This is a genomic window from Enterobacter cloacae complex sp. IR5412 (genome assembly GCF_049237385.1).
Classification (GTDB): domain Bacteria; phylum Pseudomonadota; class Gammaproteobacteria; order Enterobacterales; family Enterobacteriaceae; genus Enterobacter; species Enterobacter intestinihominis.
In genome coordinates, this window is record NZ_JBMKHQ010000008.1 from 188,177 (window position 1) to 202,884 (window position 14,708).

Annotated in this window: 14 protein-coding genes; 8 read left to right on the forward strand and 6 right to left on the reverse strand. The window is 55.6% G+C overall.

Translation table 11 applies throughout. The features are described 5' to 3' along the window. Positions 1-34: 34 nt before the first annotated feature. Positions 35-370 carry a universal stress protein UspB gene (gene uspB, locus ACOTX2_RS16030; protein WP_003861224.1) on the reverse strand — a complete coding sequence of 112 codons (336 nt, stop codon included), beginning with the start codon at positions 368-370 and terminating at the stop codon, positions 35-37. A 283-nt stretch (positions 371-653) separates the two neighbouring features. On the opposite strand from uspB, the gene uspA reads away from it, so the two are divergent. Beyond that, a complete protein-coding gene (uspA, locus tag ACOTX2_RS16035; RefSeq protein WP_003861223.1) occupies positions 654-1,091 on the forward strand; it encodes a universal stress protein UspA in 438 nt (145 codons plus the stop codon). A gap of 92 nt (positions 1,092-1,183) precedes the next feature. Here the strand turns inward: uspA and rsmJ are convergent, their stop codons facing one another. Together rsmJ and prlC are read right to left on the reverse strand one after the other, a co-directional pair. Then, positions 1,184-1,936 (reverse strand): 16S rRNA (guanine(1516)-N(2))-methyltransferase RsmJ, encoded by a 753-nt coding sequence (gene rsmJ / locus ACOTX2_RS16040; RefSeq protein ID WP_063148107.1) that lies wholly within the window; start codon positions 1,934-1,936, stop codon positions 1,184-1,186. A 7-nt stretch (positions 1,937-1,943) separates the two neighbouring features. Beyond that, positions 1,944-3,986 (reverse strand): oligopeptidase A, encoded by a 2,043-nt coding sequence (prlC, locus tag ACOTX2_RS16045; RefSeq protein ID WP_063148106.1) that lies wholly within the window; start codon positions 3,984-3,986, stop codon positions 1,944-1,946. Positions 3,987-4,194: 208 nt separating this feature from the next. Between prlC and ACOTX2_RS16050 the strand changes: the two genes are divergently transcribed. The 3 genes from ACOTX2_RS16050 to ACOTX2_RS16060 all read left to right on the forward strand — a co-directional run bounded on the left by ACOTX2_RS16050 (position 4,195) and on the right by ACOTX2_RS16060 (position 8,293). Beyond that, positions 4,195-5,037 carry a 23S rRNA (adenine(2030)-N(6))-methyltransferase RlmJ gene (locus ACOTX2_RS16050; protein WP_022649709.1) on the forward strand — a complete coding sequence of 281 codons (843 nt, stop codon included), beginning with the start codon at positions 4,195-4,197 and terminating at the stop codon, positions 5,035-5,037. A 71-nt stretch (positions 5,038-5,108) separates the two neighbouring features. Then, entirely contained in the window at positions 5,109-6,461 is a 1,353-nt protein-coding gene (gene gorA / locus ACOTX2_RS16055; RefSeq protein WP_022649710.1) for a glutathione-disulfide reductase, read from the forward strand. A 182-nt stretch (positions 6,462-6,643) separates the two neighbouring features. Continuing rightward, on the forward strand, positions 6,644-8,293 hold the full coding sequence (locus tag ACOTX2_RS16060; RefSeq protein WP_032626866.1) for an alpha,alpha-trehalase: 1,650 nt from the start codon (positions 6,644-6,646) through the stop codon (positions 8,291-8,293). A 110-nt stretch (positions 8,294-8,403) separates the two neighbouring features. Here the strand turns inward: ACOTX2_RS16060 and ACOTX2_RS16065 are convergent, their stop codons facing one another. Continuing rightward, positions 8,404-9,990 (reverse strand): STY4199 family HEPN domain-containing protein, encoded by a 1,587-nt coding sequence (locus ACOTX2_RS16065; protein WP_063148104.1) that lies wholly within the window; start codon positions 9,988-9,990, stop codon positions 8,404-8,406. 146 nt (positions 9,991-10,136) lie between these two features. Here ACOTX2_RS16065 and ACOTX2_RS16070 point away from each other — a divergent pair, with 146 nt between their 5' ends. Continuing rightward, positions 10,137-10,676: a GNAT family N-acetyltransferase gene (locus ACOTX2_RS16070; RefSeq protein WP_063148103.1), complete on the forward strand. Its 540-nt coding sequence runs from the start codon at positions 10,137-10,139 to the stop codon at positions 10,674-10,676. 71 nt (positions 10,677-10,747) lie between these two features. Beyond that, positions 10,748-11,086 carry a lysozyme gene (locus tag ACOTX2_RS16075; protein ID WP_063148102.1) on the forward strand — a complete coding sequence of 113 codons (339 nt, stop codon included), beginning with the start codon at positions 10,748-10,750 and terminating at the stop codon, positions 11,084-11,086. On the opposite strand, the gene ACOTX2_RS16080 is transcribed toward ACOTX2_RS16075, so the two are convergent. Continuing rightward, positions 11,065-11,667: a response regulator transcription factor gene (locus ACOTX2_RS16080; RefSeq protein ID WP_022649715.1), complete on the reverse strand. Its 603-nt coding sequence runs from the start codon at positions 11,665-11,667 to the stop codon at positions 11,065-11,067. The genes ACOTX2_RS16075 and ACOTX2_RS16080 overlap by 22 nt on opposite strands. A 174-nt stretch (positions 11,668-11,841) precedes the next feature. Continuing rightward, positions 11,842-12,600, reverse strand: a complete 759-nt coding sequence (locus ACOTX2_RS16085; RefSeq protein WP_023298834.1) for an SDR family NAD(P)-dependent oxidoreductase — start codon at positions 12,598-12,600, stop codon at positions 11,842-11,844. A gap of 119 nt (positions 12,601-12,719) precedes the next feature. On the opposite strand from ACOTX2_RS16085, the gene ACOTX2_RS16090 reads away from it, so the two are divergent. Next, positions 12,720-13,619 carry a LysR family transcriptional regulator gene (locus tag ACOTX2_RS16090; RefSeq protein WP_032621978.1) on the forward strand — a complete coding sequence of 300 codons (900 nt, stop codon included), beginning with the start codon at positions 12,720-12,722 and terminating at the stop codon, positions 13,617-13,619. A gap of 50 nt (positions 13,620-13,669) precedes the next feature. Further along, a complete protein-coding gene (gene yhjD / locus ACOTX2_RS16095) occupies positions 13,670-14,695 on the forward strand; it encodes an inner membrane protein YhjD (protein WP_022649719.1) in 1,026 nt (341 codons plus the stop codon). The last annotated feature ends 13 nt before the right edge of the window (positions 14,696-14,708 follow it).

The window sequence follows — 14,708 nt, forward strand, 5'->3', positions numbered from 1 at the left end:
AGCGGGTCAGGAAACTGGCCCGCTTTTTTTATGCTCAGTGCCATATCATCAGCGCAATCATACTCACCACAACCAGACCACACAGGGCGCTGGTCAAAATGAACTGACGACGCAGGCGCTCGCAGCGACGGATAAACTCTTCATCGTGGTGATCGCGGTAGCGCTGGTAGTAGATATACCCCACCAGACGCATCTGCTTGCTGGGCTGTCCGTGCGAGGTGAAGAACCCTCCACCGTCCACATATTGATAAAGCAACGGATCGCAACCACGAAGTACCACTAACAGCGCACGTAACGATGAGAAGTAGCGCGCCATATTCACTATGCAAACCACGCATAACGCCCAAAACAATGCGACGGTGCTAATCATACATCCTCCCCGGCGTCCACCCACGAAGCAAGGCTCCTGAGCTACCGCACCCCAATGCCCTGACAGACAGTTCAGTGAAAGAATGACTAAAAGTCGATCCGGTTCGCGTTTTAATATCCGAACGGCTCATTAAATAGTGTAGGAGATCCGTTAATTTTTTTGCCACAAGGTTAATCGTTATCAACACCAAAGCTTGAAAAATATGTTTAACTGGGCCGTAATGAAAGCATCAGACGACGGCTTTCCCATTTAGTCATCGATAACTTAAGGAAGGAGTAACACTATGGCTTACAAACACATTCTTATCGCGGTAGACCTCTCCCCGGAGAGTAAAGTGCTGGTTGATAAAGCAGTATCCATGGCACGTCCCTACAACGCGAAAGTTTCGCTGATTCATGTTGATGTGAATTACTCCGACCTCTACACCGGTCTGATCGACGTGAATCTCGGCGATATGCAGAAACGAATCTCCGAAGAGACTCACCACGCGCTGAGCGAGCTTTCTACCAACGCGGGCTATCCAATCACTGAAACCTTAAGCGGTAGCGGCGATCTGGGCCAGGTGCTGGTTGATGCGATTAAGAAATACGATATGGACCTGGTGGTATGCGGTCACCATCAGGACTTCTGGAGCAAACTGATGTCTTCCGCACGTCAGCTGATTAACACCGTACACGTGGATATGCTGATTGTTCCACTGCGTGACGAAGAAGACGAGTAAGTGCAAAAAAGCCCGGTGGCGCTAACGCATACCGGGCCTACAAGCGGCACTGAATGTAGGCCGGGCAAGGCGAAGTCGCCACCCGGCTTTTTTTATTCCGGCGTACCTGAGTAGATATCAAAGCGATGCCCTTTGGTGGTCACCGCGTTAGTGGTCGCAACGTCCGCCAGCGGCGGCGCATAGTCAGGACGTTTCACCACCACCCGCTTCGTCGCCAGTTGACGAGCCGGCTCCAGCAGGCCATCGGCATCTAAATCTGGCCCCACCAACGACTGAAACACCCGCATCTCTTTCTTCACCAGCGCGCTTTTCTGCTTATGCGGGAACATCGGGTCGAGATAGACCACCTGCGGGCGCGGGGTGATATCGGTCAGCGCCGTCAGGCTGGAGGCATGAATAAGTTGCAAACGTTCCTGTAACCACGAGCCGATTTCCGGGTCCGCATAGCCTCGCGTCAGCCCGTCGTCGAGCAGCGCGGCGACAACCGGATTACGCTCCAGCATCCGCACACGGCAGCCCACCGAGGCCAGCACAAACGCATCGCGCCCCAGCCCCGCCGTGGCGTCCACCACGTCCGGAAGATAGTTCCCTTTAATGCCAACCGCCTTGGCCACCGCTTCGCCGCGACCGCCGCCGAACTTACGCCGGTGCGCCATCGCGCCGCCGACAAAATCGACAAAAATCCCGCCAAGCTTTGGCTCATCGCGCTTGCGCAGCTCCAGATGTTCCGGCGTCATCACCAGCGCCATCAGGTTCTCTTCATCATGTTCCAGCTCCCAGCGGGCCGCCAGAACAGATAAGGCGCCGTCACCGGCGCCTGTTTCATCTACTAAGCAGATCTTCACGTAGCAATCAGCCTTTGATTCCGTAATGCTCCAGCATCGCATCCAGCTGCGGCTCGCGGCCACGGAAGCGTTTGAACAGCTCCATAGGCTCTTCTGAACCGCCGCGGGTCAGGATGTTGTCGAGGAACGACTGACCGGTTTCGCGGTTGAAAATCCCCTCTTCTTCGAAGCGCGAGAAGGCATCCGCCGCCAGCACGTCGGCCCACAGGTAGCTGTAGTAGCCTGCGGCGTACCCGCCTGCAAAGATATGGCTGAACGCGTGCGGGAAGCGTCCCCAGGTCGGGCCTGGAATGACGGCAACCTGCTTTTTAATCTCAGCCAGGGTTTCGAGGATTTTCGCCCCCTGCTCCGGGCTGAACTCGGCGTGCAGGCGGAAGTCGAACAGGCCGAACTCCAGCTGACGCAGGATAAACATCGCCGCCTGGTAGTTTTTCGCCTCCAGCATTTTATCCAGCAGTTCTTTCGGCAGCGGTTCGCCCGTTTCGTAATGACCGGAGATAAACGCCAGCGCGTCCGGCTCCCAGCACCAGTTCTCCATAAACTGGCTTGGCAGCTCGACCGCATCCCATGGCACACCGCTGATACCGGCGACGCCAGCGGTTTCGATGCGGGTCAGCATGTGGTGCAGGCCGTGACCGAACTCGTGGAACAGGGTGATCACTTCATCGTGGGTAAACAGCGCAGGTTTGCCGCTCACCGGACGGTTGAAGTTACAGGTCAGGTAGGCGACAGGTTTTTGCAGGGAACCATCCGCTTTACGCATCTGGCCCACGCAGTCGTCCATCCACGCCCCGCCGCGCTTGTTCTCACGCGCGTAGAGATCGAGATAGAAGCTGCCGCGCAGCTCGTTGTTCTCGTCATACAGCTCGAAGAAGCGCACGTCCGGATGCCAGACGTCGATGTCGGTACGCTCTTTCGCGGTAATGCCGTAGATGCGCTTCACTACCTCGAACAGACCGTTGACGGCTTTGTTTTCCGGGAAGTACGGACGCAGTTGTTCGTCGCTGATGCTGTAGAGGTGCTGTTTCTGTTTTTCGCTGTAGTATGCGATATCCCACGGCTGAAGCTCGTCCACGCCGAACTCCGCTTTCGCAAAGGCGCGCAGCTGAGCTAACTCTTTTTCACCCTGAGGACGGGCGCGTTTCGCCAGATCGGTCAGGAAGTCGAGCACCTGCTGTGGGTTCTCGGCCATTTTGGTGGCGAGGGATTTATCCGCGTAGCTGTCGAAGCCCAGCAGCTGTGCCAGCTCGTGGCGCAGGGCGAGGATCTCCGCCATCACCGGGCTGTTATCCCACTTACCGGCATTCGGCCCCTGATCGGAGGCGCGGGTGCTGTAGGCGCGGTACATCTCTTCGCGCAGGGCCTGGTTGTCGCAGTAGGTCATCACCGGCAGATAGCTTGGGATATCCAGCGTTAACAGGAAGCCTTCCTGCTCTTTCGCTTCGGCCTGGGCTTTTGCCGCCGCCAGCGCACTTTCCGGCATACCGGCCAGTTCGGATTCATCGGTAATCAGCTTCGTCCAGCCCATGGTGGCGTCGAGGACGTTGTTGCTGTACTGGTTGCCCAGCTCGGACAGGCGCGCAGCGATTTCGCCGTAGCGAACCTGTTTTTCTTTTGGCAGGCCAATCCCGGACAGTTCGAAATCACGCAGCGCGTTATCGACCGATTTTTTCTGCGCCGTGTTCAGTTCGGCATAATGGTCGCCGTCGCGCAGGTCGCGGTAGGCTTTGTAGAGCCCCTCGTGCTGGCCGACCCAGGTGCTGTACTCGGAGAGCAGCGGCAGGGTCTGTTCGTAGGCTTCACGCAGCTCCGGGCTGTTTTTCACCGAGTTCAGGTGGCTCACCGGGGAGAAAATGCGCCCCAGCACGTCGTCCACTTCGGCCAGCGGCTGACACAGATTTTCCCAGGTGTACGGCGCGCCCTGCGCGACCACGTTCTCTACCGCCGCGCGGCAGTTTTCCAGCGACTGGGTAACGGCTGGAACCACATGCTCAGGGAGGATTTTAGAAAACGGTGGCAACGAAAAAGGCGTCAGTAATGGATTGGTCATAAACGCTGTCCTGTTGAAATAGATGAATGAAGCGCGCATCCGGCGCTGTGCATATTGTTTTCTGTAATGGGGTTAAGTGTAGAGGATTTCAATGCCGGAGGTTGTCGAAAAACGCCCTGTGGCGCTGTGCTTACCGGGCCTACGGGTAATCTGTGCCGTTCTGCTGTAAACTGTGGAAAATCGTCAATTCAGCGGAAAATCATTACCCATGCTCAGTTATCGCCACAGCTTCCACGCTGGCAACCACGCCGACGTCCTTAAACACACCGTTCAGAGCCTGATCATTGAAGCGCTTAAAGAGAAAGACAAGCCGTTTCTCTACCTGGACACCCACGCGGGGGCGGGCCGTTATCAGCTGAGCGGCGAACATGCCGAGCGTACCGGTGAATATCTGGAAGGCATCGCCCGTATCTGGCAGCAGGACGATCTGCCTGCCGAACTGGAGCCGTACATCGGCGTGGTGAATCATTTCAACCGCAACGGCCAGCTGCGCTATTACCCTGGCTCTCCGCTGATTGCCCGCCAGCTGCTGCGCGAGCAGGACAGCCTCCAGTTGACCGAGCTGCACCCAAGCGACTTCCCGCTGCTGCGCGCTGAGTTTCAGAAAGATAACCGCGCCCGCGTGGACAAAGCCGATGGCTACCAGCAGCTAAAAGCCAAACTACCGCCGGTTTCGCGTCGCGGCCTGGTGCTGATCGACCCGCCGTACGAAATCAAAACCGACTATCAGGCGGTGGTGGCCGGTATCAACGAAGGTTACAAACGCTTTGCGACCGGAACCTATGCCCTGTGGTATCCGGTAGTGCTGCGCGCGCAAATTAAACGCATGATCAAGGATCTGGAGGCGACCGGCATCCGCAAAATCCTGCAGATTGAGCTGGCGGTGCGGCCCGACAGCGACCAGCGCGGCATGACCGCGTCCGGCATGATTGTGATTAACCCGCCGTGGAAGCTCGAAGCGCAGATGAACAACGTGCTGCCGTGGCTGCACAAAACGCTGGTGCCAGCCGGTACGGGCCACGCCACCGTAAGCTGGATCGTGCCGGAGTAATCGCAGCCATCGGTGGAACCTATTGATTTCAGGTATACAATCGCGGCAATTCACGATTAAGGACAAAAGCTATGACTAAGCATTATGACTACATCGCAATCGGCGGCGGCAGCGGCGGCATCGCCTCCATCAACCGTGCGGCCATGTACGGCCAGAAGTGTGCGCTGATTGAAGCCAAAGAACTCGGCGGCACCTGCGTAAACGTGGGTTGTGTACCGAAGAAAGTGATGTGGCATGCCGCGCAAATCCGTGAAGCTATCCATATGTATGGCCCGGACTACGGCTTTGACACCACCATCAACCACTTCGACTGGGATAAGCTGATCGCCAGCCGTACCGCCTATATCGACCGTATTCACACCTCGTACGATAACGTGCTGGGCAAGAATAACGTCGACGTGATCCGCGGCTTCGCCCGTTTCGTGGATGCGAAGACGATCGAAGTGAACGGCGAGACGATCACCGCCGATCACATCCTGATCGCCACCGGTGGCCGTCCGAGCCATCCGAACATTCCGGGCGCGGAATACGGCATCGACTCCGACGGGTTCTTCGAGCTGCCTGCTCTGCCAGAGCGCGTTGCCATTGTAGGCGCGGGTTACATCGCGGTTGAGCTTGCTGGCGTGATTAACGGCCTTGGGGCGGAAGCGCACCTGTTTGTGCGTAAACACGCGCCGCTGCGTAGCTTTGATCCGCTAATCGTCGACACGCTGGTCGAGGTGATGAACGCCGAAGGCCCAACCCTGCACACCAACGCCGTGCCAAAAGCGGTGGTTAAAAATGCGGACGGTAGCCTGACCCTGGAACTGGAAGATGGCCGCAGCCAGACCGTTGATTGCCTGATCTGGGCGATTGGTCGTGAACCGGCCACCGACAACTTCAACCTGGCCGCAACCGGGGTGAAAACCAATGAAAAAGGCTACATCGTCGTTGATAAGTTCCAGAATACCAGCGTACCGGGTATTTATGCCGTTGGTGATAACACAGGTGCCGTAGAACTGACGCCGGTTGCCGTGGCCGCGGGGCGTCGTCTTTCCGAGCGTCTGTTTAACAACAAGCCGGACGAACATCTGGATTACAGCAACATCCCGACCGTGGTCTTCAGCCACCCGCCAATCGGCACCGTCGGCTTAACCGAGCCGCAGGCGCGCGAGCAGTACGGCGACGATCAGGTGAAAGTGTATAAATCGGCGTTTACCGCGATGTATACCGCGGTCACCTCGCACCGTCAGCCGTGCCGCATGAAGCTGGTCTGTGTGGGCCCGGACGAGAAGATCGTTGGCATCCACGGCATAGGCTTTGGCATGGACGAGATCCTGCAGGGCTTCGCAGTGGCGCTGAAGATGGGCGCAACGAAAAAAGACTTCGATAACACCGTGGCGATCCACCCCACTGCGGCAGAAGAGTTTGTAACAATGCGTTGATATTGATGCCCCTCTTCAAAGGGGCATTTTTTTAACATTCATAAATCGTTGCAAAACGAATGCTCCGAAAATCGTGATCTACCGCACATATCCCTCCACATCCACCGAAGCGAATGTCTACGCTTATAAGACGCCCGGAAAAACCTGTCTTTTAGAACACACAACCGGAGGTCCTTATCACCATGTTCAACCAGAAACTACAGGCTACCGAGAACATCGAGTTCGAGATTGCAGAAGAGCTGCGCTACGAGACCGATCCCTGCGAGTTGAAACTGGATGAAATGATTGAGGCGGAGCCGGAACCCGAAATGATCGAGGGGCTACCTGCCTCCGATGCCCTGACGCCTGCCGATCGTTATCTTGAACTGTTCGAACATGTGCAGTCGACACGGCTGTTTGCGGACAGCAAAACTTTCCCAGACTGCGCGCCGAAAATGGACCCGCTGGATATCCTGATCCGCTACCGTAAAGTGCGTCGTCATCGGGATTTTGACCTGGCGCGCTTTGTGGAGAATCACTTCTGGCTGCCGGAGGACTACAGTAAAGAGTATGTCTCTGATCCCGGCTTCTCCCTGAAAGAACACATTGATAACCTGTGGCCGGTGCTGACGCGCGAGCCGCAGGATCACATCCCGTGGTCGTCGCTGCTGGCGCTGCCGCAGGCCTATATTGTGCCCGGCGGGCGATTCAGCGAGACCTACTACTGGGATTCTTATTTCTCCATGCTGGGGCTGGCAGAAAGCGGTCGTAACGATCTGCTGAAATGCATGGCCGATAACTTCGCCTGGCTGATTGAGCGCTACGGACATATCCCGAACGGCAACCGCACCTACTACCTCAGCCGCTCCCAGCCGCCGGTTTTTGCCCTGATGGTGGAGCTGTTTGAAGAGGACGGCGTGCGCGGGGCGAAGCGCTATCTTGAGCATCTCAAGATGGAGTACGCCTTCTGGATGGACGGGGCGGACTCGCTGCTGCTCAACCAGGCCTATCGCAGTGCGGTGCGCATGCCGGATGGCTCATTGCTCAACCGCTACTGGGACGATCGTGATACGCCACGGGATGAATCCTGGATTGAGGACGTTGAAACCGCCCGTCATTCCGGTCGTCCGCCGAACGAGGTGTATCGCGACCTGCGCGCCGGGGCAGCCTCAGGATGGGATTACTCGTCCCGCTGGCTGCGCGATCCTGCGCGGCTGGCCAGTATCCGCACGACGCAATTTATCCCCATCGATTTGAACGCATTCCTGTTCAAACTGGAGAGCGCTATCGCCAATATCTCAGCATCGAAAGGGGATAAAGAGACGGCTGATCTGTTCCGCCAGAAAGCCAGCGACCGGCGCGCGGCGGTGAACCGCTATCTGTGGGACGAAGAGAACGGCTGTTATCGTGATTACGACTGGCGCCGTGAAGCCCTGGCGCTGTTCTCTGCGGCCAGCATTGTGCCGCTGTATGTGGGCATGGCGACGCATGAGCAGGCTGAACGGCTGTCCGATGCCGTTAAAGCCCGTCTGCTCACGCCGGGCGGTATTCTCGCCACCGAATATGAAACAGGTGAGCAGTGGGATAAGCCGAACGGCTGGGCACCGCTACAATGGATGGCGATCCAGGGGTTCAAGCAGTACGGCAACGACTCGCTGGGGGATGAGATCGCCTGGAGCTGGCTGCACACGGTAAACCATTACTACAAAACCCATCATAAGCTGATTGAGAAGTACCACATCGCCAGCAGCACGCCACGCGAAGGTGGCGGGGGGGAGTATCCGTTGCAGGATGGCTTCGGCTGGACGAATGGGGTGGTGCGGCGGTTGATTGGGTTATATGGTGAACCTTGAGCCTTGCCCCTCACCCTAACCCTCTCCCCTGAGGGGAGAGGGGACTTAACGGTGCGGCCTTTTCTCCCTCGCCCCTTTGGGGAGAGGGCCGGGGTGAGGGGGAAAAATAATCAGCGGATCACTTCATAAATGGCAGTCTGGATGGACTGCCATTTTTTTGTACTGGCATCGGGCTGCGTCTTCGCGCGGCGCGTTGCCATATCGGCGTCGTGCTGCTGACGTTTCACTACCGCCGGGACGGTACAGAATGCTTTCAGGTACTGCTTACGCATAGACGTCAGCGATTCGCCGTTCGCCATCGCATGGCTAAGCGTATTAATAAAGCGTCGGCAGGGCTTTTGCTCTGTCATTTGCAGGCGGTAGCGCAACATCACTTCCAGCACGTCATCGTAGCCTGCCGACAACGCCTCCTCCGTCCATGACATTTTCCAGTCCATGCCGCCCTGCAAGAACAGGAGCGCCACGCGGGTATCATTGCGGCTAATCGCTGAACGGAAGTTGTTTTCATCCCAGGTGACACCCATGCGCGTCAGCGTTTCTCGCGAGGAAGGCGTTTCGCGCATCTCCTGCACCGGCGCGGGAGATGCCGTGCTGGCCACAGTCGGCTGCGGTTTACTGCTGGTTACCAGCCAGGCTCCTCCCACGACAATCGCGATAACCATCACGCCAACCGCTCCCCACAGCACGCCGGAAATCAGCTGTTCGCGCTGCTCTGGCGTACGCGCGGCGCGCTGAGTCGGTTTCTCTATGCTGTCACGCACTTCAAACAGATCGCCGCCTGTTGTGCGGTCTATTTTTTGCGCCTTTTCCCAGAATGCATGCAGCTCGCTTTCATCCACCGCCATCAGCGCCGCCGGGTTAACGCGTGTCCGCCCTTCCTCAAACGCGCGCTGAACGGAGCGGGTGATCTGCGTGTAATAGCTGTCGAGCAGCTGGATTTGCGCCCCGCTCAACGGCTGCTGCACGGTGATGCTGTTGCGGATTTGACGGATATCTTCGAGGAAGGTTTGCAGGGTTTTGCGGGGTTCTACCAGCAGCGTCAGCATGTCCGGGGCGTTAAACAGCGACGCGTAGTAGCGGCTAAATTCTTTCTTATCCACCAGCAGCTGGGCCAGCTCACTAAATAACATGCCGCTCAGAACATCATTAATTTCACCGTTTTTCAGCCAGCGACGCACACGTTCAGCATTAAACAAGGTCTTAAGATGATTATTCAGCCGCACCGGATCGGGCCATGCCTGCTGTATCAATCCTTTTATCATCAGCTCAATGGCACGCACCTGTTTCTGCGCCTGGAGCTGGCTCGCCTTGTCTGGCACCCTCCCGGTATCGTAGGTCAGAAGGGGCTGTTGCAGACGCAGATATTCAAGGGATGTGACGAAGCGCATCGCCGCAATCAGCTGGTTTTCGCTGACATCCTGCCCGCTTTCATACTGGGGAACGCGCTGCTGAAGCAAGCGTAATTGCAGCGTAATGGCCGTCATTTCCGCATCATTCAGGTTCAGCTTTCTGGCTACGGCACCCCACCCGCCCAGCCCCAGGCGGGCGCTATCCAGTTGTTCCAGAAACCAGCGTGGATCTTTTCCTTCAGAAACATGTACATTCAACAGAAGTAAGATTTCAACAGACGCCTGGCGGATCGCCGCCAGACAGTGTTCAAACTGTTCGCGGGTATGATGCGATGAGCTAATCATCATTGTTTTCCTTGAGAGACAATGAGTACCGCCAAAGCGGCATTAAAAGTCGTTTTTCTTTTTATTTATAGGAGGTTAAACATACCTGACTTTCTGTTGAAATAAAGTGACAACCCTATAATCATTTGCAATGTCTCCGGAGGATCGTCATGCCCGCCTTAACCACCGCGCGTCTCACCTGCTTGCCGCTGCAAGAGCAAGACTGGCCCTTTTTTCTGTCGCTACAGCAAAATCCTGACGTGATGCGTTTTGTCGCCCATGAGCGTAGCGAGGCTGACATTCGGGAGGCCTTTGAGTCTCGTCTGTTGCCGTGGGCACCGGGCAGCTCGCACTGGCTCTGCCTTATGGTGCGTGAGACGGCCAGCCAGACGCCGCTGGGCGTAACCGGCTATGTGCACCGGGAAGCAGATTGTGCCGAAGTCGGTTTTCTCTTTGCGCCCTCTGCGCAGGGGAAAGGTTACGGCTTTGAATCTCTGCGGGCGGTGTGTGATTTCGCGCTGACCCAGGGCAATATCCGTCGGCTCACCGCGACCGTGACGGCGGGAAATATCGCCTCAAGGCGACTGCTGGAAAAAACAGGTTTTCAGCTGGAAGGTGAGTTGCGCGAGAGTTATTTCCTTTCAGGGCAATGGCATAACGACTGGCTATTCGGTTTACTGAAAAAGGAATATCCGTTCAGTAAAACCTGATCAACGGCCATTTGGCGGATATTCCCCGGGCTGTTTTCCCTTTATAGTTCCGCCATAAAGAGGAAACGCTTATGACGGGTTATGCAATGCAGATATCTTCTGCTGCAATCGCATTAATTAAAAAACAGCAGGGTCTTTCCCTGGAGAAATACCGTGACGAAAAGGGAATATGGGTTATAGGTTACGGTCACGTGATTCGCCAGTGGGAAAAATTTAACGGCCTCATCACGCCGACTGAGGCGGAGAATTTGCTTTTCAATGATATTCATTTATGTGAGTCGCTGCTGCGGGAAATGAACAAACGCCCATTAACCCAACAGCAGCATGATGCACTGGTATTAACGCTCTTCAGTTTTGGGGAAGATCCCCCTCTGCCAGAGAAGATCCTTCAGGCCGTCGCCCGGGTATAGTACATCGCGGCCTGCGTCCGGTTTTTGACATCAAGACGACGGAAAAGCGTCTCAAGATGGGCTTTTACCGTTGCCGCACTGATATTGAGATTACGACCTATCTCTTTATTTGACTCTCCGGCCGCCAGTAATTTCAATACCTCACGCTGGCGCTCACTTAACAATGACAGCTCATCATGAGAGGAGTGCTGGTTCATCCACTCGCCGGGAAAACAGACCATCCCTCGCGATACAGAATCCAGCACGGCGGAAAAGCGTTCGGGATTCGCATTACGAGGGATTATTGCCACCACGTTGCGCTGTAGCATTTGCTCAACCCAGCGAGGCTCTTTTTTCGTTAACACCAGCACCACGCGCGCTGTTGGAAAACGATTCATAATCTCTTCCGGTAAAGCCACACCGTTATCATGAATTAAATACCCATCTATCATGACGATAGCGGAAGGTGACGCGGATAAGTGTGCCCATAATTCATCAGTCTGACGAGTTCCTGTCAAATCTATTTCCGGAATTAATTTCTGCAAACTGCACTTCGCTCCATGAATAAATAATGACTGCCTGTCAAACATGATTACTCGCATCGTATTACTCCTCTGAGAATAGCGAAGGGGGATTCTACAGAGGCATTTTTTAAGAAAAAACTCAATGAATGGAGAGGTTACAATTCACCCAGCTCTCTTTATATCTTTCATCATTTAGACACACCTGCTTTAAGGATTTCCTTAAGAGGGTTCCTTCCCCCTTAAGTCTGAACATTACAGGAACATACCGCCTGAAACTTCAATACGTTGCGCATTCATCCAGCCCAGTTTGTCACTGAGCAACGCCGCAATGGCGTCACCGATATCATCGGGCAGGCCCACCCGTCCCAGCGCCGTCTGCGAGGCCAGCAGCTGGTTAAGCTCCGCATTATCCCTTACGCGTCCGCCTCCAAAGTCGGTTTCAATCGCGCCAGGCGCGATGATATTGACGGAAATTCCGCGCACGCCAAGCTCTTTTGCCTGATAGCGGGTCAGCACTTCCATCGCCCCTTTCATTGCCGCGTAAGTCCCTGAACCTGGCTGAGTAAAACGGGCCAGTCCGCTTGAGACGTTCAGGATCCGTCCTCCGTCTTTTATGAGCGGCAGCAGCTGTTGTGTGAGGAAAAACGGACCTTTGAAGTGAATATTCACCGCATCATCAAACTGCGCTTCTGTCGTCTCGGTATAGGGTGCGTATAACCCTGTACCTGCGTTGTTCACTAAATAGTCAAAGGTGTCACGTTGCCAGACGTGTGTAAGGGTTTCCTTCACCTGTTGAGCGAAGCGCGCAAAACTTGCCGTATCGCCGACGTTAAGCTGCAATGCTGCCGCTTTTCTACCTTTTCCCTCAATTTCGCGTACAACTTCCTGCGCCTCCTGCTGACTGCTGTTCCAGGTCAGGATGATATCTGTCCCTTCCGCAGCAAGCTTCAAAACCGCATTTTTACCCAGGCCGCGGCTACCGCCCGTCACTAATGCAATACGTTCACGCATAATTCACCTCGTTTCGACTGCGATGAAGATTGAGAATGAGCTTATTAGATGGTAAAAAATCAATAAATAGTGCCGCCAACGCTTCACTGTTTCATTTCAAATAACAATGACCCATATCTATGGATAAAATATACGCAATGCAGCTTTTCCTTCGCGTCGCGGAACTGGAGAGTTTTACCCGCGCGGCGGAGACGTTAAGCCTGCCGAAGGGGAGTGTCTCGCGGCAGATCCAGGCGCTGGAGAACGCGCTTGGCACTCAACTGCTGCACCGCACTACCCGCCGCGTCAGCCTGACGCAGGACGGCATGGTTTATTACGAACGCGCAAAAGATCTGCTGATGAATCTGGACGAACTGGACGGCATGTTTCTGCACGACCCTTCCACCATCAGCGGTCGGCTACGTGTAGATATGCCCGTTGCCATTGCACGAAATGTCGTCATTCCGAAACTGCCTGCATTTTTACAACAGTTTCCCGGCATTGAGCTTGAGCTGAGCAGCAGCGATCGTCTGGTCGATGTCATCCGCGAAGGATTTGACTGCGTGGTTCGCGTGGGAAACTTGAAGGACTCCGGGCTTATCGCCCGCCCGCTTGGGAAGCTTTCAGTGATTAACTGCGCCAGCCCGGATTATCTCACGCGATTCGGCTACCCTGAGACGCTGGATGATTTGGGCTCACACGCCCTCATTCATTACTCCGCCACGCTGGGCACCCGTCCTCTGGGTTTTGAGTATTTCAACGGCAGCGCGACCCAGTGGATAAAAACGGGAGGCGTTTTGACGGTTAACAGCACGGAAACCTACCAGGCCGCCTGTATCGCCGGGCTTGGCATTATTCAGGTCCCGCGCGTCGGGGTGCGTGATGCCCTGCGCACGAAAAAACTCGTTGAGATCCTGCCGCAATATCGGGCTGAACCAATGCCCGTCTCCCTCATTTATCCCCACCGCCGTAACCTCTCCCGTCGGGTGCATGTGTTTATGGAGTGGCTTACCGAACTCACAAAAAGTTACGTGGACTAGTCGCAAGCTATAATTCAGTAACATCCAGCTCAACGAAAAGGAAAATGCGCGTGACGCCGGAAAATAACCCGCAACGACCGACTCAACATTTAGATTATGAACCCATCAAAAAGATGGATAACGAGCCTGAAGCGCCGAAGGAGCCTGGAACGACCAGCAAAGCGCTGGGCACCGTGACCGGCATAGCCGAAAAAATTCAGCAGATACCCGCGATTGCTCACCTGATCCGCGCCGCTGAGCGCTTTAACGACCGCATGGGAAATCAGTTTGGCGCGGCGATCACCTACTTCTCTTTCCTGTCGATGATCCCCATCCTGATGGTGTCGTTTGCTGCCGCCGGTTTTGTTCTGGCGTCTCACCCGACGCTGTTGCAGGACATCTTCAATAAGATCCTGACCAACGTCAGCGACCAGACGCTCGCCACGACGCTCAAAAGCACCATCAATACCGCCGTGCAGCAGCGTACCACCGTGGGTATCGTCGGGTTGCTGATTGCGCTCTATTCCGGGGTTAACTGGATGGGCAACCTGCGTGAGGCCATTCGCGCCCAGTCGCGTGACGTCTGGGAGCGTACGCCGCAGGATCAGGAGAAGATATGGGTGAAGTATTTGCGCGACTTTATCTCGCTGATTGGTCTGCTGGTGGCGCTGGTCATCACGCTCTCTATCACCTCGGTCGCCGGTTCTGCGCAGCAGATGATTATCTCCGCGCTGTATCTGGACTACATTGAATGGCTGAAACCGGCCTGGCGCGGTATAGGGCTTGCTATCTCCATCTTTGCTAACTACCTGCTGTTCTTCTGGATCTTCTGGCGTTTGCCCCGCCATCGGCCGCGCAAGAAGGCGCTGATCCGTGGGACGTTGATTGCCGCCATTGGCTTTGAGGTGATCAAAATTGTGATGACCTATACGCTGCCATCGCTGGTGAAGTCCCCCTCCGGCGCGGCCTTTGGTTCGGTGCTGGGGCTGATGGCCTTCTTCTATTTCTTCGCACGCCTGACGCTGTTCTGTGCCGCGTGGATCGCCACCGCAGAGTATAAAGACGACCCGCGCATGCCGGGAAAAACCCACCACTGATGTCCTGTCGGGC